Raw genomic sequence first — 23184 nt, 5'->3', positions numbered from 1 at the left:
CTCAGCTCAGGACGTCGGCGAGGTCGTAGCCCTCGACGGTGTCGAGCTGGTCGTACGTGCAGGAGCGGGCGTCGCGGTCCGGCCGCCACCGCTCGAACTGCACGGTGTGACGGAAGCGGGCGCCCTCGAGCTGGTCGTACCGCACCTCCAGCACCCGCTCGGGACGAAGCCGCACGAACGAGACATCCTTCGACCCGCTGAACCGCGAGCGCTCGCCCTCGCCGGTCACCGCCGCGCCGTCCTCGTCACGCTCGACCAACGGTGCGAGCTCCTCCACGAGCTGCTTCCGCTTCGCGTCGCTCCATGCCGCGACCCCGCCGACCTGACGCAGGGTCCCCTCGGCGTCGTAGAGCCCGACGAGCAGCGACCCGACCCCGGTGCCGGACTTGTGGATGCGGTAGCCGAGGGCGACGACGTCGGCGGTCCGCGCGTGCTTGATCTTGAACAGGGTGCGCTTCCCCGGTGCGTACGGCTGCGCCAGCGGCTTGGCCACGACGCCGTCGAGCCCCGCGCCCTCGAACTCCTGGAGCCAGCGGACGGCGGCGTCCCGGTCGCGGGTGGTCCTGGTCAGGTGCAGCGGGTGCTCCACGGACTCCATGAGCGTCTCCAGCCGGGCCCGCCGCGTCTCGAACGACTGCTCCCGCAGGTCGTCCTCCCCGGAGGCGAGCAGGTCGAAGGCGATGAACAGGGCCGGGGTCTCGACGGCGAGCTTCGCGACCCGGGAGGCGGCAGGGTGGATGCGCTGACTCAGCGCCTCCCAGTCCAGGCGCTGTGCGCCGTGCGGACCCGTGGCCACGACGATCTCGCCGTCGAGGAGGCAGGGCACGGGCAGCAGCTCAGGGATCGCGTCGACGAGCTCCGGGAAGTAGCGCGTGAGGGGTTTCGCCCCGCGGGACCCGATCTCGACCGTCTCGCCGTCCCAGGCGATGAGTCCGCGGAACCCGCCCCACTTCGGCTCGTAGAGCAGCCCGCCCGGAGTCTTGTCGGGGTCAGGGACGGCCGCGACGGCCTTCGCGAGCATGGGGGCCGGGATCTCGTAGTGCATGCACCCATCCTGGACCGGGCGGCGAGCGGGGGAAAGGACCGGGTCAGCCGAACAGGTCGTCCAGCTCGGCGGGCGTGCCGGCGTCGCGGAGCACGGTGTGCGCCGCGTGCCATCCGGCCATGCCGTTGACCGCGGGCCCGGGCGGAGTGGAGGACGACGCGAGGTACACGCCGCGCATCGGCGTCCGCCACGGGGCGGGGGAGAGGACGGGACGGCGCACAGCCTGACGTATGTCGAAGACGCCGCCGGAGATGTCGCCGCCGATCTCGGCCGGGTTGATCGCCTCACGGGAGGACGCCGGCACCGCGTGGTGGGCGAGGATCCGGTCGCGGAAGCCCGGCGCGAACCGCTCGACCTGCGCGGTGATGAGCTCGGTCGGGTCGAGGTCGGAGCCGTTCGGCACGTGGATGTACGCCCAGAGCACGGCCTTGCCGTCCGGGGCCCTGGTGGGGTCGAAGACCGAGGGCTGGACGGCCAGGACGTAGGGGCGCTCGGACACGTGGCCGACCGCGACCGCGTTCTCGCTGTTCCACACCTCGTCCCTCGTCCCGGCCACGTGCACGGTCGGTGCGCTCCGTACGAGCTCGTTGGTCCACGGGACCGGGCCGTCGAGCGCGAAGTCGACCTTGGCCGCCGCGGCGCCGTAGCGGTAGCCGCGGAGCGCACGGGCGTACGACGCCGGGACGTCCGGGTGGGTGAGGGCGAGCCGGGGGGAGGTGTTGAGCAGGAGCACGTCGCCGCGGGCGGGGTCGCCCCAGTCCAGTGCGGCGAGGTCGGTGATGCGGACCCCGGTCTCGATCGTGCCGCCGTGGTCTTCGAGATCGGCGACGAGGGCGTCGGCGATGGCCTGCGAGCCGCCGCGGGGGTAGGGCCAGCCGCCGGCATGGGCGAGTCCGGCGAGCAGCAGTCCGGCCGCGGCTCCGGCGAGCGTGGGTTGCGGGGAGTTCGCGTGCGCGACGACTCCGGCCATGAGCGCGGCGGCTTCCTCCGTGCGGAAGGCGGCCCGTGCGAGGGGAGTGCCCTGATCGAGCATGCGGATGGCGTAGCGCACCGCGGTGGTCGGATCGTGCGGGAGACGGAGGAGCTGGTTCCCGGTGAAGTCCGTGACGCCGTCGATGTGGGTGCTGAGGGGACGGAGCCGGCGCAGCCACGCATCCCCGTCGACGCCGAGCTCGGCCGCGGTGCGCTCGATGTCGCGCCAGGCGATGGCGGCACGGCCGCCGTCCAGCGGATGGGCGAACGAGATCTCGGGGCGGATCCAGTCGATCCGCTCGTCGAGCCCGAACGCCTGGAAGAACGGCGAGGCGACGGCCGCCGGGTGGACGGCCGAGCAGACGTCATGGCGGAAGCCCGGGAGGGTGGCCTCCTGTGTGCGCAGACCGCCTCCGACCGTGTCCGCGGCTTCGACCACGCGCACCCGATAGCCGGCGCGGGCCAGGGAGACGGCGGCGGCGAGGCCGTTCGGTCCGGATCCGATGATCGTCGCGAGTGCCATGCGGCCAGTCTCGCACGCACGCCCGCGGTCAGCGGAGGGGGTTGCGCCGTGCGATCCTGGAAGGGATGAATGAAGTCCAGGGCCCGACCCCCGCCGGCACCTCCCGTCCGTACCGCTCGCTTCCCGAGGCGCTCCGCGCCCACCGCATCGATCCGGTGAACCATGCGTTCATCACCGAGATCGTCGAGGCCGCGGGGGTGACCTCGCTGATCGACCGTGGTCGGTACATCGAGGCGATCCGCCGCGAGGGGGCGGCGCTGCACATCGGCCGCACGTACACCAACGGCTTCACGGAGGACGAGGTCGTGACCGTCGGGTCCACCCGCCTCCGCCTGCAGCCCAGCGAGGGACGCGCGCCCTACTTCTACGTGACGCACCCGAGCGAGTTCGCCCCGCAGGCCCCGGTCAAGGCCAAGCGCTCCACGACGCCGCGCACCCCCGCCGCCCCGCGCACGCCCGCGGCCCCGAAGCCCGTCGAGCGCGACTACGGCGTGTGCGACGTGTGCTTCATGGTGAAGACCCCCGCCGGCGGCTGCGGCTGCGACTGAGCTGCCGCCTCCTCTGCTTCGAGTCGCGCACTGTGCTGCATCCGGCCGCCGAATGCCGCACAGTGAGCGATTCGAAGGGCTAGGCGAAGGCGCTCATCCCGGTGATGTCGCGTCCGAGCAGCAGGGCCTGCACAGATTCGGTGCCCTCGTAGGTGTGGATGGCCTCGATGTCGGCCAGGTGCTGCATGACGCCGTTCTCCAGGAGGATGCCGTTGCCGCCGAGGAGATCCCGCGCCGTCGCGGCGATCCGCCGAGCCGCCCGGGTGTTGTGGAACTTCGCGAGCGAGGCCTGCGTCGGCCGCAGCGACCCCGCCTGCTCCAGATCGGCCATCCGGCGGCAGTAGAGCTGCATCGCCGTCAGATCCTCCAGCATGTGCGTGAGCCGCTCCTGCACCATCTGGAACTTCGCGAGCGGCTTGCCGAACTGCACGCGCTGCTTCGCGTAGGCCAGCGCCGCCTCGTAGCAGGCCGTCGCGTGACCCAGCGCCGACCAGGCGACCCCGGACCGGGTGGCGTACAGCACGGTCGAGGCGTCCTTGAAGCTCTTCGTCCCCGGCAGCACCGCGTCCAGCGGCACCCGCACGTCGTCCAGGCGGATGTGGGCCTGATGGATCGCGCGGAGGGAGGCCTTCCCGCGGATCACGGTGCCGGTGTATCCGGGGGTGTCCTGCTCGACGAGGAAGCACCGCACCGCCCCGTGCTCGGCGGCGGACTCGTCCTCGACCCGTGCCCAGACGAACGTGATGCCGCCCGAGGCGCCGTTGCCGATCCACTTCTTGGCACCGCGGAGCACCCAGGAGTCCCCGTCGCGGCGGGCCACGGTCTCCAGCGAGACGGAGTCGGAGCCGTGGTCGGGCTCGGTCAGGGCGAAGGACCCGAGCACCGAGCCGTCGGCGAGTGCCGTGAGCCAGCGGTCCTGCTGGGCGGGCGAGCCGAACAGCGCGAGCGTCCGCAGCGCGAGCCCGCCCTGCACCGCGAGGATCGTGCCGAGGGAGCCGTCGCCGCGCGAGATCTCCATGTTGACCAGGCCTGCGGCGAGCGGGGAGAGCCGGGTCAATGCGGGGTGGTCGACGCCGTCGACGACGAGGTCCATCTCGCCCATGCGGCGGGCGGCGTCGAGCGGGTACTCGGCACGGTCCCACGCCTCGGCCATCTGCGGAGCGACCTCGTCGACATACGCCTTCGCGCGGTCCCAGGCCTTCCGGTCGGCGGCGGGGATGTCGGCGAAGACCGCGTAGTAGTCGCTGTCCTGTCGCCCGGTGACGTCGTAGGACGAGACGCGCTCGCCGGGGAAGGGAGAGGCTTCGGTGCTCATGGGTGCTCCTTCGTGACACCAGGTATCGTACTCCTCGATACTCGGTACCAGGACCGCCTCGGTCGACTCAGTCGAGCTCGGAGCGGAGCCTCCTCGTCACCTCGGCGATCGGCATCGACCGGGGGAAGACCGCCACGACCACGTCGTCCGGAGCGCCCGCGTCGGCGGCCTCGCCCACGCCGTACCGCCGACGCGCATCCGCGAGCGCGGTCTGGAGGGTGGCCAGCGGCACCTTCTTTCGTCCGCGCAGGAGCTGCCGCAGCACGTGGTTGTGCACCGCCGTCACGAGCGCAGCGAAGCCCACCGCGTCCAGCGGATCCACTCCCGGGAGGGCGCTGCGCAGGTATTCGTCGAACAGCCGCTCGTAGCGGAACACGGTGATGATCTCGCGTTCGCGGAGCACCGGCACCTCCCGCACGATCTGATAGCGCCGTCGCGCGAGCTCCGGGTCGTTCGCGAAGTGCGTGAACACCGACTCCGATGCGGCGCAGACCGCGCCCCACGGATCGTCGTGCCCCTCGTCGAGGAACTCCCGGAGCTGCTCCAGGAGGACTTCGTGATCGGCGAAGACCACGTCCTCCTTGCCGCCGAACTGCCGGAAGAAGGTCGACCGGGAGACGCCGGCGGCCTTGGCGATCTGCTCGACGGACGTCTGGTCGAACCCCTGGGCGCTGAAGAGTTCGAGCGCGGCGGCGACGACGCCCCCGGTGCGCAGCTCTGCGGATTCGTGCATGGCGAAAGCCTAGACCGCTGCGGCACCGGCGCCCGACGGCCCCGGCGAGAGCACCCCGCTGACGCGGTTCCAGAGCTGCACACGATGGGCGAAGTCGGCCAGCGCCTCCTGCTCTGCGGCGAACACCCGCAGCGACCCCTCGATCGGCTGCGCGCGCTCGTCCTGGATCCAGGTCTGGTAGCCCTCCCTGCCGTACGACACCACGACGGCGTTCGTCTTGCCCCGGGGGTCGTCGAAGAAGCAGAAGCCGACGGAGCCACGCGCGCGGAGGTCGGCGAGGACGGTGTCGCGGTTCATGCGGATGCTCCGGGGACGGCCAGCTCCCGGACCAGACCGAGACGCAGGTAGAACGTGAGGGGGAGGGGCAGCACGAGCTGGGTCGCGCCGCCGGGGTCGCCGAAGGCCGGGGCCACCGTGCCGCGGAAGATCGGGGCGTCCCAGCGGTAGTAGCCGATGTCCACCAGGTCGTCCAGGTCCCGTCGGAGGACCGCGTCCTCCGAGCGCTCGTACGCCGCGCGGAGGTGGACGCAGTCGCCGACCACGAGGAACTGGTGGTACGCCGCGGGGTTCTCGACCCAGGGCAGGGAGCGCTCCGGGTAGGCGGCCGGCCGTCCGTTCTCCACGAGGTAGACGTAGCGCGTGTTGAGCGGCCCGTACATGTCCCACACCTCCGCGCCGCGGGGGAGCGGCTCGCGATCGATGGCGACGCCGTCGGGTCCGATCCAGAGCTCCGTCATTCCCGGCCCTCGATCCGTCGGACGGCGTGCGCGTCCGACGCCCGGTAGCGGCGCGCGATCCGCAGGAAGAAGTCGAACGCCTCCGACTCCGAGTCGAAGCGGACGGGATCGTGGAATCTGCCGCCGCGCTCGTCCGTCTCCCACACGATCCACGCGTCGCCGTCGCGGTCGATCCACGCCGATGACTGTGGTCGACCGGTGGGGCCGAACCAGTTCGCGGTGGCGGTGAGCTTCTCATCGGCGATGATGCGCTGCACGTCGTCGGAGGTGAGCTCGGTCATGGAATCTCCTTCAGTACGCCGAGTGTGATCAACTGTGCGGCCGTGAGGGGAAGCTGGACCTGCACCCCGCCGCCCGTCGAGCCGAACCCGGGCGCGATGTCTCCTCGGTAGCCCTGCGAACCCAGATACTCGGGCTTGAATCCGCCCGCCAGGAGTTCGTCCTTGACGTGTTGCGGAGCGCGGTCGTAGACGCTTCGAAGATCGGACATGTCGCCGACCACTTCATAGCGGTGGTAGTGGGCCGGGTTCTCCACATACGGGAGGGACCGCTGATCGTAGGTAAACGGGCCGTTCTCAGGCACCGGGGACGTGTAGCGGCCCTCCGGAGGGCCGTAGCGGTCGAGGACGTCTCCCACCTGTGGAGTGTGCGGCTGCCGGATCGGCTCGCCGCTCGCATCGAGCACGTACCCGTCGCCGGGAACCTGGCTCCAGTCGATGCTCCCGTCGGGCTGGAGCACGTCCGGTCCCTTGGGGATCTGGACGTCGGGCGGGAGCGTGCCGTTGTCCGCGAAGTCGTCGGCGTACTCCGGGTAGTTGCGGTCGAGGTAGGTCTGGATCTGCTCGTCCGTGAGTGTGCTCTGGTCGCGCACGCTGGGGCTCGCGGGGCCGGAGCTGCCGGGCGAAGAGCCGTCGGGGGACGAGCCCCCGGGGGAGCTGCCGTCAGGGCCGTGCGGGGCTCCGGGGCCGGACGGGCCATGCCCACCGCCCGGGCCGCGCGAGAAGAGGTCGCCTAGGCGCTGGAACAGCGACTTGAGCTCGTCGAGGTGCTTCGTGAGGGCCGTCACGGCGTCCACGAGCTTGAGCACGGTGCCGGAGATCCGGGCGGTCATGGCCGAGACGCGGCTCGTGGCCTGCGCGATGACGTACGGGGTGGCGGTGCCCAGCGACACGACGAGCGTGCTCGCATAGGAGATGAGGGAACCGACCAGCTGCGACAGGGTGTCGCGCACCAGCTCGTGCACGATCTGCACGAGCATGGACGCGGTCTCCATGCCGGTCTTCATCCCGCCGGCCCAGGCAGCGGCCGCGGAGATATGGGCGGCGACGTCGGACTGCAGCCGGAGGTAGGCCGCGATCGCCTCGCCCGACATCGAGCTGACGTCGGAGAGGCGGGCGTCGAGGGTCTCGCCCGCCTGCTGCAGCTGCTGCGCGATGTTGCCCCAGGTCGCCGCGAAACCGGCGACTTCGCCCGCATCGCCGGTCAGGTCGTTGAGCCAGCCCTTGAGCGGCTCGAGGTGGTCCATCAGCCACCCCAATCCGGCGGCGATCAGCGAGCCGAGCGGATCCATGGCCGTGGCCACGGTGTTCGCGAGGGCGGAGAAAGACGCCAGTCCTCCGGAGACCCAGTCCCCGCTCTCGATCGCGGTGACGAGGTCGTAGCCGTCCTCGAGCAGACCGGCTCCGCTGAACGGCGTCGTCGGGTCGATCGGTCCCGCCACCAGCGGGTTCGGCGGGGTCATCGGCGAGCGCCCTCCACAGACGACAGCAGCCCGCGGATCGAATCGAGCTGACGCTGCTCTCCCTCATCGAAGTCGTCCGCCAGGCCGCGGAGCTGCTCCTCGGACTTCTCCAGCATCGTCGCGGCGGCGGTGATCGCCCCGGCGGCGATCGACGAGACGATCTGCGCCGGGGGGACGAGGAAGGCGCACATCACGCCGAAGGCGCCGCCGCCCACGTTCATCGAGCCGGCGGCGTTCTCGGCGAGCCGGACGTCCGCGGCGATCTGCGCGACGCGCTGGGCGTGCTGGCGGACGGTCTCGGTGTCGACGGCGATCAGCTCGGCCATCAGCGGTACTCGATCTGCGGTCGGCCGTCCTGACTCGGGTCGGGGAGCTCGGCGATCTCCTCACGCAGATGTGCGACCGCCGCGTCCTCCGCGCCGAAGGCCTCCGCCGCGATCTCGACCGCCCGCGCGCCCGCCGCCTTCTGCGCGGTGGCGGCGAGGGTGACGATGAGGGCGCCGAGGGCGGCGGGGGAGCGCTGCAGAGCGGCGTCCGTGAGCGCGACCTCGGCGAGGCGCCCGGAGGCGTCCACCGTCACGGTGACGTCGCGGCCCGGAGAGGCCGCCTGCTCCCGCACGCCCGCGATGTCGTCGCGCACCTGCGCGGCCTGCGCTGCGCGGCGCTCCGCGTCCTTCACCTGCTGCTCGATGCGCGCGCGTGTCGCCACCGGATCAGACCAGTCGAAGGTGTCCGTCATCTCGTCTCCCCTGCCTCGACGCTCAAGAATCGTACCGGAGGCGTCGGCGCGTCGGGGAGGGCGTCGGGGCGTCGGAGCGTTCAGCCTGCGGTAGTAGGCTGGGGGACTGGTCGATGTCTCGACATCGAGAGAATCACCAGACCAGACCGCAGCCCAGTGAAGGAAGCACAGTGGATCTGTACGAGTACCAGGCACGAGACGTTTTCGAGAAGTACGGAGTGCCGGTCCTCGCCGGCATCGTCGCGGACACCCCCGAGGAGGTGAAGGCGGCTGCCGAGAAGATCGGCGGTGTCGTGGTCGTCAAGGCCCAGGTCAAGACCGGAGGCCGCGGCAAGGCCGGCGGTGTCAAGGTCGCCAAGACCCCCGACGAGGCGTACGAGGCCGCGAAGGCCATCCTCGGGCTCGACATCAAGGGCCACGTCGTCAAGCGCGTCATGGTCGCGCAGGGTGCCCGCATCGCCGAGGAGTTCTACTTCTCCGTGCTGCTCGACCGCGCCAACCGCTCCTACCTCTCCCTCTGCTCCGTCGAGGGCGGCATGGAGATCGAGCAGCTCGCCGTCGAGAAGCCCGAGGCGCTCGCCCGCGTCGAGGTCAACCCGCTGACCGGCATCGACAAGGACAAGGCGGTCGAGATCGCCCGCGCCGCGAACTTCCCGGAGGACCTCGTCGAGAAGGTCTCCGACGTGTTCGTGAAGCTGTACGACGTCTACAAGGGTGAGGACGCGACGCTCGTCGAGGTCAACCCGCTCGTCCGCACCGAAGACGGCGACATCATCGCGCTCGACGGCAAGGTCACCCTCGACGACAACGCCTCCGAGATCCGTCACCCCGAGCACGAGGCGCTCGAGGACAAGGACGCCGCCGACCCGCTCGAGGCCAAGGCCAAGGCGTCCGGCCTCAACTACGTCAAGCTCGACGGCGAGGTCGGCATCATCGGTAACGGCGCGGGCCTGGTCATGTCGACGCTCGACGTCGTCGCCTACGCCGGTGAGAACCACAACGGCGTCAAGCCCGCGAACTTCCTCGACATCGGCGGTGGAGCCTCGGCCGAGGTCATGGCCGCCGGTCTCGACGTTATCCTCGGCGACCCGCAGGTCAAGAGCGTGTTCGTCAACGTGTTCGGCGGCATCACGGCGTGCGACGCCGTCGCCAACGGCATCAAGGGCGCCCTGGAGACGCTGGGCGACACGGCCTCGAAGCCGCTCGTCGTCCGCCTCGACGGCAACCGCGTCGACGAGGGTCGCGCGATCCTCGCCGACTACGCGCACCCGCTTGTCACCCTGGCCGCCACCATGGACGAGGGCGCCGACAAGGCCGCCGAGCTCGCCAACGCTTGATCGCCTGAGACACAAGGAACCAGAGCTATGTCTATCTACCTCAACAAGGACTCCAAGGTCATCGTCCAGGGCATCACCGGCGGCGAGGGCACCAAGCACACCGCGCTGATGCTCAAGGCCGGCACCCAGGTCGTCGGCGGCGTCAACGCCCGCAAGGCCGGCACCACGGTCTCGCACACCGACAAGGACGGCAACGCCGTCGAGCTCCCCGTCTTCGGCTCGGTCGCCGAGGCCATGAAGGAGACCGGCGCCGACGTGTCGATCGCCTTCGTCCCGGGCGCCTTCACGAAGGACGCGATGATCGAGGCCATCGACGCCGAGATCCCGCTGCTCGTCGTCATCACCGAGGGCGTTCCCGTCGGTGACTCGGCCGAGGCCTGGGCGTACGCGCAGAGCAAGGGCAACAAGACCCGCATCATCGGCCCGAACTGCCCCGGCATCATCACGCCGGGTGAGGCGCTCGTCGGCATCACGCCCGCGAACATCACCGGCAAGGGCCCGATCGGCCTCGTGTCCAAGTCGGGCACCCTGACGTACCAGATGATGTTCGAGCTGCGCGACCTCGGCTTCTCGACCGCCATCGGCATCGGCGGCGACCCGGTCATCGGCACCACGCACATCGACGCGCTCGCCGCGTTCGAGGCCGACCCGGAGACCAAGGCCATCGTCATGATCGGCGAGATCGGCGGCGACGCCGAGGAGCGTGCGGCCGAGTACATCAAGGCGAACGTCACCAAGCCCGTCGTCGGCTACGTCGCGGGCTTCACGGCTCCCGAGGGCAAGACCATGGGTCACGCGGGTGCGATCGTCTCCGGTTCCGCCGGTACCGCGCAGGCGAAGAAGGAGGCCCTCGAGGCCGCCGGCGTCAAGGTCGGCAAGACGCCGTCCGAGACCGCCGCTCTCATGCGCGAGATCATCGAGTCGCTCTGATCTGAGCTACGCTTGACCTGAAGGCCCCGGGCTCCACCCCGGGGCCTTCGTCATACCCCCGGTTCCTGCCGGCCCACCTCCCTCAAGTCGCGCGATTGGTCCCATTCCGCGGCCGAATGGGACCAATTGCGCGATTCCGGCGAGCCGTCTGCCCCGGCCCACTCCTCCTGACGGTGGAGCTCCCACCTCCCTCAAGTCGCGCACATGGCCCCATTCCGTGTCGGAATGGGGCCATGTGCGCGATTCGAAACGGGGCTAGATCCCGACGCCGAAGAGGGCCTCGATGGGACCTCGGGCGAAGAAGATGAGGAAGCCGGCGCCGACCACCCACAGCAGCGGGCTGATGGTCTTGGCCTTGCCGGAGAAGGCGTGGATGAGCACCCAGCTCACGAAGCCCGCCCCGATGCCGTTGGCGATCGAGTACGTCAGCGGCATGACCGAGACCGTGAGGAACACCGGCAGGAGCACCCGGAAGTCGCCGAAGTCGATGTGCCGGATCTGGGCCATCATCATGGCGCCCACGATGATGAGCGCTGCGGCGGCGATCTCGGTCGGCACGATCGAGGTCAGGGGGGTGAGGAACATCGCGATGAGGAACACGATGCCCGTCACGACGTTCGCGAGACCCGTCCTGGCACCCTCTCCGATGCCGGCGCCGGACTCGATGAAGACCGTGCTGGAGGACGAGGAGGTCGCACCACCGGCGATCGCTCCGACGCCCTCGACCACCAGTGCCGACTTGATGCGCGGGAAGTCGCCGTTGTCGTCGGCGAGGTTCGCCTCCTTCGCCAGGCCCGTCATGGTGCCCATGGCGTCGAAGAAGTTCGTGAAGAGGAGCGTGAAGACGATCATCACGAGCGCGACGAGGCTGACCTTGCCGAGGTCGAACGAGAAGTCGACGGCGCCGATGAGGCTCAGGTCGGGAACGCTGACGGGGGAGCCGTTCAGTGCCGGGACGGTGAGGCCCCAGCCGCCGGGGTTGACGACATTGCCCTCGTCGTCGACGCCGCGGGCACCGATGTGCCAGATGGCCTCGACGATGACCGCGAGCACGGTGCCGCCGATGAGGCCGATGAGCATGCCGCCCTTGATGCGGAGCGCGACGAGGATGCCGGTGAGGAGCAGGGTGATCACGAACAGCAGGCTCGGCACCGTCGCGACGGAGCCGTTGACGCCGAGGCCGACGGGCGGCGACGAGGCACCGGTCGCGGTGACGAAGCCGGAGTTCACGAAGCCGATGAAGGCGATGAAGAGGCCGATACCGACCGTGATCGCCATCTTGAGCTGGAACGGCACGGCATCGAAGATCGCCTTCCGCAGCCCCGTGGCGGCGAGCAGCACGATCACGACGCCGTTGATCATCACGAGCGCCATCGCCTCGGGCCAGGTGACCTGGCCGACGACGGAGAACGCGACGAAGGCGTTGATGCCGAGACCGGCGGCGAAGCCGAACGGCAGGCGGGTGACGACACCGAAGAGGATCGTCATGATGCCGGCGGTCAGGGCCGTCGCGGCGCCGACGGCGTTGAAGTCGAGCATGTCGCCGGCGACGTCCGGCTTTCCGGACAGGATGATCGGGTTCAGGATCACGATGTAGGCCATCGTGACGAACGTCACGAGGCCTCCACGGATCTCGGTGCCGATCGTCGATCCGCGCTTGCTGATCTCGAAGAAGCGGTCCAGGGTACCGGTGGGTCCGGTGGACACCGGGGCGGGTGGGGCAGTAGTCATCGGGAAACCTCCGGAGAAACGCTACCGTGTCGCCCGCCTCGCGCGCGCCCACGGGGGCCGAAGAGGAACTCGTCGTAGTCTCGAAGGCGCTATGCAACGCCTCCTCGTCGCGCTCCTCGCCGCCCTCGACGCCGCCATCACCGCTGCCGTCGGTCTGGCCGTGCTGCTGGCGCCGCTGACGCTCCTGTGGACGCTCGCTTTCGGCGTGACCGCCGACTGGGGAGCGCTGTGGCCGCTCACCGGAACGCTGTGGCAGTTCGGTCACGGTGTGCCGCTGGAGGTCGTGATCCCCGACGCCCTGCTCGTGACTCTGGCGATCCCCGCGGAGGCAGCGCGCTTCGTCGTCTCGGTCACACCGTTGGCGTTCCTGCTGCTCACCCTGCTCCTCGCCGCTCGCTCCGGGGGCCGGGCCGCTCGGTCCGGGGCCTGGGTGGGGGGATCGCTCTCGGGGACCGTCGTCTTCGCCGTGATCTCGACGGTCGTCGCTCTCACATCGGCGCTCGGGGCCGCGCAGGTCCCGCTGGCTCTCGCCATCCTGCTGCCCCCGGTCGTGTACCTCGTGGGCGCGGTGTGCGGCGCGGTGCGGGTGGCGTGGGAGGACGGCGACGGCGGGCTGCTCGACCGCATCCACGACATCCTGGACGCCCGGGAGGACTGGGCGCCGGTGCCCGCCGCGATCGTGCGGGGCGCCGCGTTCGCCCTCGTGGGCGTGACCGGCGCCGCCGCCCTGGCCGTCGCCCTGTCGGTCCTCACGCGCGGCGGAGAGGTCGTCGCGCTGTTCCAGGCGGCGCGGGTCGACGCCCTCGGGGCGACCGTGCTGACCCTCGGGCAGCTCGCGTACCTGCCGACCTTCGTGGTGTGGGCGGCCGCGTGGCTGGCCGGCCCCGGGTTCGCGGTCGGTGCCGGGACCGCTGTGTCGCCCGCCGGCACCCAGCTCGGCGTCGTGCCCGGCATCCCGGCGTTCGGCCTGTTGCCGGAGAACTCCTCGATCTGGATGCTCATCGTCATCCTGATCCCGGTGGCCGCCGGGGCATTCGCCGGGTGGGCCGTGCGCTCGCGGCTCGTGTGGGAGGGGACGCCGCTCGGCCTCCTGCAGCGTGTGGTGATCGCGGTTGGGATCGCCGCGGTCTCGGGCGGGGTCGCCGCGCTCGCCGCCGCCTTCGCGAACGGCTCGATGGGCCCGGGCCGACTCGAGGTCGTCGGTCCGGCGGTCCTGCCGTTCGCCGTGTCTCTGGGGGCGGAGGTGCTCGTCGGCGCGGCGATCCTCCTGCTGTCGCCCCGCAACCGCGACGAGCTCGCGGAGGAGCGCACCGACCGCTGGATCGCGGAGATGTCCGAACGGGGCTCCGAGGAGCATGCTGAGGACGACCGCCGCTAGGCGTTCCGGGCGCCCGGCGACGCCGGTCGGAGCGTCATCGGCTCGCCGGTAGACTGGGCGCGTGCTCACGGTCGCCGTACTCATCTCGGGCGCCGGCTCGAACCTTCGCGCCCTCCTCGAGGCCGCTCGTCGCCCCGATTTCCCGGCCCGGGTCGTCGTCGTGGGGGCGGATCGCGAAGCCGACGGTCTGGCCCACGCCGAGGAGTTCGGCATCCCCAGCTTCACCGTGCCATGGCACGAGCACGAGAGCCGCGAGGCGTGGGGAGAGGAGCTCGGTCGTCAGCTCGCCGTCTGGACGCCGGACCTCGTGGTGCTCAGCGGCCTCATGCGCCTGCTGCCGTCCTCCCTCGTCGCCGCCTACGCACCGCGGATCATCAACACCCACCCCGCGTACCTCCCGGAGTTCCCCGGAGCGCACGGCGTCCGCGACGCCCTCGCCGTGGGTGTCCGGGAGACCGGCGCCAGTGTGATCGTCGTGGACGACGGGGTCGACACCGGCCCCGTCCTCGCGCAGGAGCGCGTGCCGATCCGGGCCGACGACACCGAGCACACGCTGCACGAGCGCATCAAGCCGGTCGAGCGCCGGCTCCTCATCGACGTCGTCCGGCGCATCGCGACCGGCGACCTCTCCCTGACCTCCGCCCCCTGACCCCTGACGCCCCCGCACGAAGGAGCCCATCATGGCCGGCCCCCGCCACGACCCCACGCTCTACCGCGATCGCGACACCGTGCCGATCCGGCGCGCTCTCGTCTCGGTCAGCGACAAGACCGACCTGCTCGTGCTCGCCGCTGCGCTCGCGGAGGCGGGCGTCGAGATCGTCTCGACCGGTTCGACGGCGTCCACCATCCGCGACGCCGGGTTCGAGGTGACGGATGTGGCCGCGGTCACGGGTGTCGCCGAGATGCTCGACGGCCGCGTCAAGACCCTGCATCCGAAGGTGCACGGCGGGCTGCTCGCCGACCTGCGCCTGGAGGACCACGAGCGGCAGCTCGCCGACCTCGACATCGCGCCGTTCGAGCTCGTCGTCGTCAACCTCTACCCGTTCGTGGAGACCGTGGCCTCCGGCGCCGAGGGTGACGACGTCGTCGAGCAGATCGACATCGGCGGCCCCGCCATGGTGCGCGCGGCGGCGAAGAACCACGCCAACGTCGCGATCGTCGTGTCGCCGCAGTCCTACCCGGCGATCGTCGCGGCTGTGGCGCAGGGCGGCACCTCGCTCGCCCAGCGGCGGGAGCTCGCGGCGCGGGCCTTCGCGCACACCGCGGCCTACGACACGGCCGTCGCGCAGTGGTTCGCCGAGGGCACGCTCAACGACCCGGGCGACCTCCCGGCGCACCTGACGATCCAGGCCGAGCGGCTCGCCACGCTCCGCTACGGCGAGAACTCCCACCAGCGCGGCGCCATCTACACCCGCGCGGGTGGACACGGCATCGCCCAGGCCACGCAGCTGCAGGGCAAGGAGATGTCGTACAACAACTACGTCGACGCAGACGCTGCCCTGCGCGCCGCCTACGACATGGTCAAGCCCGCCGTCGCCATCATCAAGCACGCGAACCCCTGCGGGATCGCCACGACGGCCCCGAACGCCCTCGACCCGATCGCCAGCGCGCACCTCCGCGCCCACGAGTGCGACCCCGTGTCGGCGTACGGCGGCGTGATCGCCGCGAACGGCACCGTGACGCTCAAGATGGCCGAGAACCTGAAGGACATCTTCACCGAGGTCATCGTCGCGCCGTCGTTCGAGCCCGCGGCCCTCGAGGTCTTCAAGGCGAAGAAGAACCTGCGTCTGCTGCAGCTCCCCGAGGACTGGCAGCAGGAGCGCATGGACGTGCGCCTCGTGTCCGGCGGTCTCCTGCTCCAGGACGCGGACCGCTTCCCCGACGACATCGTCTCCGTCGCCAAGAACTGGGAGCTCGTGTCGGGGGAGCGTCCGAGCGACGAGGAGATGGAGAACCTGATCTTCGCGTGGAAGGCCTGCCGGGCCGTGAAGTCGAACGCGATCGTGCTGGCGAAGGACAACGCGACGGTCGGCGTCGGCATGGGCCAGGTCAACCGCGTCGACTCGTGCCGCCTCGCGGTGGAGCGTGCGGGAGATCGTGCCGCCGGATCCGTCGCCTCGTCCGACGCGTTCTTCCCGTTCGCGGACGGCGCGCAGGTGCTCATCGACGCGGGTGTCACGGCGATCGTGCAGCCCGGCGGCTCCGTGCGGGACGAGGAGGTCGTCGATGCCGCGCGCAAGGCCGGCGTCACGATGTTCTTCACGGGGGAGCGTCACTTCTTCCACTGACCGAGACCCCGGTCTTCTGCCGAGGCCCCGGCGTGCGCACGTCTGCACGCCGGGGCCTCGGCGCGCAGGTGGGGTCTCGAGGAGGGAACCGCGATGTCCGATTTCCGCCAGCCGTAGCCGTGCGGGGGTGACAGAGTGGAGGACATGAGCACCTCCTTCGACGAGCGCTACCGGGCGATCAGCGCTCGGGACACCCGCTTCGACGGGCAGTTCGTCACCGCCGTGCGCTCGACCGGGATCTACTGCCGTCCGAGCTGCCCCGCGCGCACCCCCAAGCCGCAGAACGTCACGTTCTATCCGACGAGTGCCGCGGCGCATGAGGCGGGGTACCGCGCATGCAAGCGCTGCCTGCCGGAGGCCGCCCCCGGGTCGCCCGCGTGGGACGTCCGCGGAGACACCGCGGCCCGGGCCATGCGGCTGATCGCGTCCGGCGTGGTCGAGCGCGAGGGCGTGCCAGGACTCGCGTCGCGGCTCGGTTACTCGAGCCGTCATCTCACGCGACTGCTGACGACCGAGCTCGGCGCCGGACCGCTCGCACTCGCGCGAGCGCACCGCGCCCACACCGCCCGCATGCTCCTCGTGGGAACCGACATGCCCATCGCCGATGTCGCCTTCGCCGCCGGGTTCCACAGCATCCGCCAGGGCAACGACACGATCCGCGAGGTCTTCGGGCTCACGCCGGGGGAGCTGCGCGCCCGCCGCCGCGCGCCCTCCGCTGCCATCCCGGGAACGATCGACCTGGTCCTGCCGTACCGGGGTCCCCTGGATGCGGCCGGGGTCTTCGCGTGGATGGCCGCGCGAGCCGTGACGGGGGTCGAGGAGGCCACGGCGACCTCGTTCTCCCGCCGCCTCCGGATGCCGGGCGGCCCCGCGTGGTTCGAGATGCGTCAGGAGGAGACGGAGCGGCTGCACCTGCGGGCTCGGGTCGCGCAGCTCGGCGACCTCGCACCGCTGGTGGCCACCGCGCGCCGCATCTTCGACCTCGACGCCGACCCCCTCGCGATCGACGAGGCCCTGGCCGCGCACCCGCCCCTCGCCCCCCTCGTGGCGCGGACCCCCGGCATCCGCGTGCCCGGGGCAGCCGATCCGCACGAGATGCTCATCCGCGCGATGATCGGGCAGCAGATCACGGTCGTCGCCGCCCGTACGGCGCTGACCGCCCTCACCGACGCGCTGGGGGAGCGGACCCCCGACGGCCTCCTGTTCCCGACGATGTCAGCCATCGCGGCCCACGGCGCCGAGGTGCTGCGGGGGCCCGCCGCCCGGATCCGCGCCGTCACGGGAGCCGCCGCCGCTCTGGCGGACGGGAGTCTGACTCTCACCGTGGGCGATGACGGCCCCACGCAGCGCGCCGCCCTCCTCGCGATGCCCGGCATCGGACCTTGGACCGCCGACTACGTGCGGATGCGGGTGCTCGGCGATCCGGACGTGCTGCTCCCCGGCGACGTGGCCCTCCGCGCCGGTGCTGCCGCGTCTGGGCTGCCCGCCGAACCGAAGTCCCTCACCGCCTGGGCGGAGCGCACCGCACCGTGGCGGAGCTATCTCAGCGCGCACCTGTGGCGTGCCGCACCGATCCGTCCTGCCGGACCGCGGCGCAGATCCGCCGCCCGGCCAACCCACGGCATCCCATCCGACACCGAGGAGACCCCATGACCGCTCTCATCCAGACCCTCGAGACCGCCGACGGTCCCTTCACGATCCTCGCCGACGAGCGCCAGCGGGTGCTCGTGTCCGGCTGGACGGACGACGTGGAGGCCATCCTCGGCCGGCTGCCCGCCCGGGTCCGCCCCGACGCCGTGCGCGAGGCCGAGACGGACGCGGCGGGCGCTGTCCGCGCGTACTACGCGGGCGACGTCGCGGCGATCGACGCGGTCGCGGTCGCGCAGACGGGCACCGCCCTCCAGCTCGCCGGCTGGGCGGCGCTGCGCACCATCGCGCCGGGGGAGTCCCTGACCTACACGGGCTTCGCGGCCCGACTCGGCAATCCCCAGGCGGTGCGGGCGGCGGCGTCGATCTGCGCGCGAAACGCCCCGGCCCTGTTCGTGCCCTGCCATCGGGTGCTCCGCACGGACGGCTCCCTCGGCGGCTTCGCCTGGGGGCTGCCCGTGAAGGAGAGTCTTCTGGCGCGCGAACGCGCCGCCCGCTGACCGCTCGACCCGAAGAGCCCGCCCCGAACGGGGCGGGCTCTTCGCCGTCCCGGGAATTCCCCTTGCGCTCAGCTCGTTCACAGGAATAGGCTGATGGGCTGTCGCGCCAACCGGACGACCTCGCCGAGCCCTTGAGGAGGACACCATGACCACGATCGCCACCGCGCGGATCGCCACCCTCGGCTCGACCCCGGCGCGCCCGCTCTCCTAGAGCCTCCGCCCCTCTTCTGCACCGGATGCCGGGCTCCGTGAGCTCGCTCTCGCATCCGTTCCCCCGCTCTTCTCCCCTTCGACTCCTCTGAGAGACATGTCTTCCTCGTCTTCCGCGCAGAATCCCTCCCCCTCGTCCACCCTCTCCACGCCCGCCGCGCTGTGGCGGCTCAAGCCGTTCGTGAAGCCGGTCATCTGGCGTCTCGTCGGCGGTGCCGCCAGTGCGCTCGCGGCGGCCCTCATCGCGCTGATGATCCCCATCGTGCTCGAGCAGATCATCGGCGGGCCGGTGCAGTCCGGAGCGCTCGATGCGATCATCTGGGGAGCGCTCGCCGTGTTCGCCCTCGGCCTCGGCGAGGCCCTCATGGTGTGGCTCCGTCGGCAGTTCGTGCTCTTCCCCGCCACGCAGGTGGAGTACCGCATGCGCACCGAGCTCTACTCGCGCCTGCAGACCCTGCCGGTCGCGTTCCACGACCGGTGGCAGTCCGGGCAGTTGCTCAGCCGCATGATGCAGGACATCGGCCTGATCCGCCGGTGGCTCGCCTTCGGGCTCGTGCTCCTCGTCGTGAACGTGCTGACGATCCTCATCGGCTCGGTGCTGCTGTTCCGCTGGCACTGGCTGCTGGGCACGATCTTCCTCGTGACGGCGGTCCCGCTGTGGATCCGCGGGTACCTCTTCGAGAAGCGCTACGGCGCGCTCACCCGGCGCAGCCAGGACCAGGCGGGCGACCTCGCCACGAGCGTCGAGGAGAGCGTGCACGGCATCCGCGTGCTCAAGGCGTTCGGCCGCGGCACGCACGCCCTCCGCCGCTTCAGCCGGCAGGCCGAGACGCTGCGCGAGACCGAGATGAGCAAGGCCGGGGCCATCGCCTCGATCTGGTTCTGGCTCGACCTCATGCCGCAGATCGCGTTCGGCCTCAGCCTGATGTCGGGCATCTGGCTCATCTCGCAGGACGCGATCACGTCCGCGGAGCTGTTCGCCTTCTTCGCGATGGCGGTCGTGCTGCGCTGGCCCATCGAGTCGATCGGCTTCCTCTTCTCGTTCATGCTCGACGCGCGCACGGCGACGGACCGCGTCTTCGACATCTTCTCGGAGACGAACACCATCACCGATCCGGAGAACCCGGTGCACATCGAGAACCCGCGTGGCGAGCTCGCGTTCGAGAACGCGCACTTCCGCTACCAGGATGCGGCGCCCGACGAGCGGGACCTGCTCGACGGGATCGACCTCGTGCTGCGTCCGGGCGAGACCATGGCGCTCGTGGGTCTCACCGGCAGCGGCAAGACGACGCTGACGACCCTGCCGACGCGGCTGTACGACGTGACGGGAGGGCGGGTCACGCTCGACGGCGTCGATGTGCGGGACCTGACGCTCGCCGAGCTCCGGGAGCACATCGCGATGGCGTTCGAGGACGCGACGCTCTTCTCGGCCTCGGTCCGCGAAAACGTCCTGCTCGGCCGCGCCGACCTCGACGTGCACAGCCCCGAGGCCGAGCGCGTCCTGCGCGAGGCGCTCGACGTGGCGCAGGCCGCCTTCGTGGACACGCTCCCCGAGGGCGTCGAGACGGTGATCGGCGAGGAGGGACTGAGCCTGTCCGGCGGACAGCGCCAGCGGCTCGCCCTGGCCCGCGCCGTGGCAGCCAACCCCCGGGTGCTCGTCCTCGACGACCCGCTGTCGGCGCTGGACGTCGACACCGAGGCGCTCGTGGAGGAGGCGCTGCGGCACGTGCTCGCCGACACCACCGCGATGATCGTCGCGCACCGTCCGTCCACCGTGGCCCTCGCCGACCGCGTGGCGCTGCTGGAGGACGGCCGGATCACCGCCGTCGGCACGCACGCCGAGCTGTTGAAGACGAGTCGGCACTACCGTCACGTCATCTCCAGCCTGGAGGCGGAGGAGGCCGCCCGCACCGGAGCCATCCCGATCATCCGCGACGAGCAGGCCGAGATCCACGAGACCGTGCAGGACGGCATCCGCGAGGAGGCCGATGACGAGGCGCCGGGAGGCGCCCCCCGATTCGCAGGAGAGGAGGTGCAGCGATGAGCTCCCTCACCGGAACCCAGGACGAGGACCGCTCCCGCCTCACCACGGAGGAGAGCAGGGCGATCCGCCGCCGCTCGCTGCGGCTGCTCGGCTCGCTCGTGCGTCCGCTCAAGCCGCAGATCGTGCTCGCCGCGACCGTGCTCGTGATCTCGACGGCGCTGCAGGTGGCCGGACCGATCCTCATCAGCATCGGCCTCGATCGGGCGCTCCCCGCGGTGCTCGACGACGCCGACTGGATGCCGACGTTCGTCGTCGGCGGGATCTACCTGCTCGCGGGTGCTCTCGCCGCCGTGCTCATCGCCTGGTACGTCATGATCGCGGCGAAGCTGACCCAGGCTGTCCTGCTGGACCTGCGCAAGCGCATCTTCCTGCACACCCAGCGTCTGAGCCTGGAGTTCCACGAGTCGTACACCTCGGGGCGGATCATCTCGCGCCAGACGAGCGACCTGGACTCCATCAAGGAGCTCCTCGACGGCGGCCTGAACGAGCTCGTCTCCGGCGTGCTCTTCGGTGTCTTCACCTTCATCGCGCTGTGCGTGTGGGACTGGCAGTCCGGTCTGATCCTCGCGATCGGCGGCGTGCCGCTGTTCTTCCTCATGCGCTGGTTCTACTCGCGCTCGCAGCTCGTGTACCGCGAGTCCCGGGTGATCAGCGCGAAGGTGATCGTCCAGTTCGTGGAGACCATGACGGGCATCCGCGCGGTCAAGGCCTTTCGTAAGGAGCCGCGCAACGACGAGGCCTTCCAGGGCGTGGCCGGGGAGTCCCGCGCCGTGAACCGCCGCTCGATGCTGCTGTTCGGCACGTTCGAGCCGGGCCTCATGGGCGTCGCGGCGCTCGTGCTCGGCGTCGTCGTGCTGTGGGGCGGCATCCGGGTCTCGGAGGGAGCGCTCACGGTCGGCGTGCTGCTGTCCGCCGTGCTGTACGTCCGCAACTTCTTCGCTCCGATGCAGGAGATCGCGATGTTCCTCAACTCCTACCAGTCCGCCACCGCGGCGCTGGAGAAGGTGTCGGGCGTCCTGGAGGAGGTCCCGACGGTGCCGGACCCCGAGAAGCCGGTGGACCTCTGGGAGTCCCGGGGGCACATCCGCTTCGACGAGGTCACCTTCGCGTACAACGAGGACACGACGATCCTGCCGAACTTCTCGCTCGACATCCCCGCCGGGCAGACGATCGCGCTGGTCGGGACGACGGGAGCGGGCAAGTCCACGCTGGCCAAGCTCATCTCCCGGTTCTACGACCCGTCCGCGGGGACGGTGACCCTCGACGGCGTCGATCTGCGGTCGCTGCACCCGAAGGATCTCCGCCGTGCGATCGTCATGGTCACGCAGGAGGCGTACCTGTTCAGCGGAACCGTCGCCGACAACATCGCGCTCGGGCGCCCGGATGCGACGCTGGACGAGATCCGCGAGGCGGCGCGGGCGGTGGGCGCCGACGCGTTCATCTCGGCCCTGCCGGACGGCTACGACACCGACGTGAACAAGCGCGGTGGTCGGGTCTCGGCTGGGCAGCGACAGCTCATCTCGTTCGCCCGTGCCTTCCTCGCCGACCCGGCGGTGCTGATCCTCGACGAGGCGACGGCCTCGCTGGACATCCCGTCCGAGCGGCTGATCCAGGACGCACTGCAGACGCTGCTGGCCGACCGGACGGCGATCATCATCGCGCACCGGCTGTCGACGGTGGCGATCGCGGATCGCGTGCTCGTGATGGAGCACGGCCGGATCATCGAGGACGACACCCCGGCCGCCCTGATCGGCGGAACCGGGAAGTTCGCCCAGCTGCACGCAGCCTGGCAGGAGACGCTCGTCTGACGTCGTGACGCGACAGCGGCCCCGGCATCCGTGCGGATGCCGGGGCCGCTGCATCCGGGCGCGGGCGCCCTGCGGTCGGTAGCATCGAAGGATGGACCCCTTCCTCCTCGTCGCGGAGTGGTGGTGGCTCGCGCCGACCGCCGCCGCCGGGGTGACCGCGGGCGCGATCGGGGTGCGTCGTCGCAACACCCGCAGCGGCCGCCGTCTGGAGTACGACGCCGCCCGGCACGACCTCCGCGAGGCGCAGCAGCGCGCGGTGGTCCGACGGACGGCGCTGAAGGTGGCACGAGCCGACCTCGCGCGGGTCTCCGCCGAGCGGTCCGCGCAGCGTGCGAGTGCCGAGCAGGTGTCCGGCGCCCGGCGCATGCTCAAGGAGCGCGAACGCGACGCCAGGGCGGCTGCGGCCGACGTCCGCGCCCGGCGCGTCAGGGTGAACGCCGCCCGCGCCGCGATCCCCGCCGGCTCCGCACCGCGGCCGCTGGAGCGGCTGTACGCGGAGCACGACGCGGTGACGGCGCGATGGATGCGGTACGAGACCGACCCCGCGCTGCAGATCACCTACCCCGAGATGACCGACGTGAAGCGCCCGGAGACCGCCGCCTACCTCCGGGCCGCCGGCGCCGCGGTCGAGGCGCGTCGGCAGACGACGGGCCGCGTGACGGCCGCCGAGTACGCGGCCTACCGCGACGCCGTCGCGGAGCTGGAGCGGGCGTTCGAGGCCGCCGAGCACGCCGCGAAGGTCCAGACGGGGGAGGCGCCGGCCACACCGGCCTGGCAGGACGCCGCGCAGGACATGCTGCACCGCTCCGCCGAGGCGATCGACCGGGCGGCGGGTGCCGCCGCGTCCGCGCTCGCCGCGTGGAACAGCCGTCGGGGCAAGGGCACGCCTCCGGACGGCAGCGGTCAGCGCTGAGGAGGATCGAGAGGACGCCGCCCGGCAGGGTCCGAGGGCGACGGA

The 23184-nt window shown here is 71.2% G+C and carries 22 protein-coding genes; 11 read left to right on the top strand and 11 right to left on the bottom strand.

Going from position 1 to position 23184, the window contains the following annotated elements; translation table 11 throughout:
- Window position 1 precedes the first annotated feature (1 nt).
- Both B2W79_RS03325 and B2W79_RS03320 read right to left on the bottom strand, forming a co-directional pair.
- A complete protein-coding gene (locus B2W79_RS03325) occupies window positions 2–1045 on the bottom strand; it encodes an ATP-dependent DNA ligase (protein ID WP_292787077.1) in 1044 nt (347 codons plus the stop codon).
- A gap of 43 nt (window positions 1046–1088) precedes the next feature.
- Complete coding sequence (locus B2W79_RS03320; RefSeq protein ID WP_292787074.1) at window positions 1089–2540, bottom strand: phytoene desaturase family protein; 1452 nt, start codon at window positions 2538–2540, stop codon at window positions 1089–1091.
- A gap of 65 nt (window positions 2541–2605) precedes the next feature.
- Here B2W79_RS03320 and B2W79_RS03315 point away from each other — a divergent pair, with 65 nt between their 5' ends.
- Complete coding sequence (locus B2W79_RS03315) at window positions 2606–3088, top strand: hypothetical protein (protein ID WP_025103767.1); 483 nt, start codon at window positions 2606–2608, stop codon at window positions 3086–3088.
- Between the two features lie 79 nt (window positions 3089–3167).
- Here B2W79_RS03315 and B2W79_RS03310 read toward each other — a convergent pair whose 3' ends face one another.
- The 8 genes from B2W79_RS03310 to B2W79_RS03275 all read right to left on the bottom strand — a co-directional run bounded on the left by B2W79_RS03310 (window position 3168) and on the right by B2W79_RS03275 (window position 8353).
- Window positions 3168–4403, bottom strand: a complete 1236-nt coding sequence (locus B2W79_RS03310; protein ID WP_292787069.1) for an acyl-CoA dehydrogenase family protein — start codon at window positions 4401–4403, stop codon at window positions 3168–3170.
- 67 nt (window positions 4404–4470) lie between these two features.
- Window positions 4471–5136: a TetR/AcrR family transcriptional regulator gene (locus tag B2W79_RS03305; RefSeq protein ID WP_071327451.1), complete on the bottom strand. Its 666-nt coding sequence runs from the start codon at window positions 5134–5136 to the stop codon at window positions 4471–4473.
- A 9-nt stretch (window positions 5137–5145) separates the two neighbouring features.
- Window positions 5146–5433 carry a hypothetical protein gene (locus B2W79_RS03300; RefSeq protein ID WP_071327450.1) on the bottom strand — a complete coding sequence of 96 codons (288 nt, stop codon included), beginning with the start codon at window positions 5431–5433 and terminating at the stop codon, window positions 5146–5148.
- Complete coding sequence (locus tag B2W79_RS03295) at window positions 5430–5873, bottom strand: glycohydrolase toxin TNT-related protein (RefSeq protein ID WP_071327449.1); 444 nt, start codon at window positions 5871–5873, stop codon at window positions 5430–5432. The genes B2W79_RS03300 and B2W79_RS03295 overlap by 4 nt, the downstream gene beginning before the upstream one ends.
- Window positions 5870–6154: a hypothetical protein gene (locus tag B2W79_RS03290; RefSeq protein ID WP_071327448.1), complete on the bottom strand. Its 285-nt coding sequence runs from the start codon at window positions 6152–6154 to the stop codon at window positions 5870–5872. The genes B2W79_RS03295 and B2W79_RS03290 overlap by 4 nt, the downstream gene beginning before the upstream one ends.
- A complete protein-coding gene (locus B2W79_RS03285) occupies window positions 6151–7614 on the bottom strand; it encodes a TNT domain-containing protein (RefSeq protein WP_292787064.1) in 1464 nt (487 codons plus the stop codon). The genes B2W79_RS03290 and B2W79_RS03285 overlap by 4 nt, the downstream gene beginning before the upstream one ends.
- Entirely contained in the window at window positions 7611–7940 is a 330-nt protein-coding gene (locus B2W79_RS03280) for a type VII secretion target (RefSeq protein WP_025103775.1), read from the bottom strand. Before B2W79_RS03280 ends, B2W79_RS03285 begins: the two co-directional genes overlap by 4 nt.
- Window positions 7940–8353 carry a YbaB/EbfC family nucleoid-associated protein gene (locus tag B2W79_RS03275; RefSeq protein ID WP_292787061.1) on the bottom strand — a complete coding sequence of 138 codons (414 nt, stop codon included), beginning with the start codon at window positions 8351–8353 and terminating at the stop codon, window positions 7940–7942. The genes B2W79_RS03280 and B2W79_RS03275 overlap by 1 nt, the downstream gene beginning before the upstream one ends.
- Window positions 8354–8523: 170 nt before the next feature.
- Here B2W79_RS03275 and sucC point away from each other — a divergent pair, with 170 nt between their 5' ends.
- A complete protein-coding gene (gene sucC / locus B2W79_RS03270; RefSeq protein ID WP_071327445.1) occupies window positions 8524–9690 on the top strand; it encodes an ADP-forming succinate--CoA ligase subunit beta in 1167 nt (388 codons plus the stop codon).
- Window positions 9691–9717: 27 nt separating this feature from the next.
- Complete coding sequence (gene sucD, locus B2W79_RS03265) at window positions 9718–10620, top strand: succinate--CoA ligase subunit alpha (protein ID WP_025103778.1); 903 nt, start codon at window positions 9718–9720, stop codon at window positions 10618–10620.
- A gap of 255 nt (window positions 10621–10875) precedes the next feature.
- Here sucD and B2W79_RS03260 read toward each other — a convergent pair whose 3' ends face one another.
- On the bottom strand, window positions 10876–12351 hold the full coding sequence (locus B2W79_RS03260) for an NCS2 family permease (RefSeq protein WP_292787054.1): 1476 nt from the start codon (window positions 12349–12351) through the stop codon (window positions 10876–10878).
- Window positions 12352–12442: 91 nt separating this feature from the next.
- On the opposite strand from B2W79_RS03260, the gene B2W79_RS03255 reads away from it, so the two are divergent.
- The 8 genes from B2W79_RS03255 to B2W79_RS03220 all read left to right on the top strand — a co-directional run bounded on the left by B2W79_RS03255 (window position 12443) and on the right by B2W79_RS03220 (window position 23139).
- Entirely contained in the window at window positions 12443–13729 is a 1287-nt protein-coding gene (locus B2W79_RS03255) for a DUF6350 family protein (protein WP_256209332.1), read from the top strand.
- A 61-nt stretch (window positions 13730–13790) separates the two neighbouring features.
- The gene (purN, locus tag B2W79_RS03250; RefSeq protein ID WP_292787048.1) at window positions 13791–14378 is read left to right on the top strand and encodes a phosphoribosylglycinamide formyltransferase; all 588 of its coding nucleotides are present in this window, start codon (window positions 13791–13793) and stop codon (window positions 14376–14378) included.
- 31 nt (window positions 14379–14409) lie between these two features.
- Complete coding sequence (gene purH / locus B2W79_RS03245) at window positions 14410–16017, top strand: bifunctional phosphoribosylaminoimidazolecarboxamide formyltransferase/IMP cyclohydrolase (RefSeq protein ID WP_060923212.1); 1608 nt, start codon at window positions 14410–14412, stop codon at window positions 16015–16017.
- A 144-nt stretch (window positions 16018–16161) separates the two neighbouring features.
- The gene (locus B2W79_RS03240; protein ID WP_292787043.1) at window positions 16162–17670 is read left to right on the top strand and encodes a DNA-3-methyladenine glycosylase 2 family protein; all 1509 of its coding nucleotides are present in this window, start codon (window positions 16162–16164) and stop codon (window positions 17668–17670) included.
- Window positions 17667–18164: a methylated-DNA--[protein]-cysteine S-methyltransferase gene (locus tag B2W79_RS03235; RefSeq protein ID WP_071327441.1), complete on the top strand. Its 498-nt coding sequence runs from the start codon at window positions 17667–17669 to the stop codon at window positions 18162–18164. Before B2W79_RS03240 ends, B2W79_RS03235 begins: the two co-directional genes overlap by 4 nt.
- Window positions 18165–18471: 307 nt before the next feature.
- Entirely contained in the window at window positions 18472–20418 is a 1947-nt protein-coding gene (locus tag B2W79_RS03230; protein WP_071327440.1) for an ABC transporter ATP-binding protein, read from the top strand.
- Complete coding sequence (locus B2W79_RS03225; protein ID WP_292787038.1) at window positions 20415–22226, top strand: ABC transporter ATP-binding protein; 1812 nt, start codon at window positions 20415–20417, stop codon at window positions 22224–22226. Before B2W79_RS03230 ends, B2W79_RS03225 begins: the two co-directional genes overlap by 4 nt.
- Window positions 22227–22317: 91 nt before the next feature.
- Window positions 22318–23139 carry a hypothetical protein gene (locus tag B2W79_RS03220; protein WP_071327438.1) on the top strand — a complete coding sequence of 274 codons (822 nt, stop codon included), beginning with the start codon at window positions 22318–22320 and terminating at the stop codon, window positions 23137–23139.
- Window positions 23140–23184 lie beyond the last annotated feature (45 nt).

The sequence above is a fragment of the Microbacterium sp. UBA7513 genome, assembly GCF_002478345.1.
Classification (GTDB): Bacteria; Actinomycetota; Actinomycetes; order Actinomycetales; family Microbacteriaceae; genus Microbacterium.
Note: the sequence above shows the minus strand (reverse complement) of the source record. Positions and strands in the feature narration are given on the sequence as shown.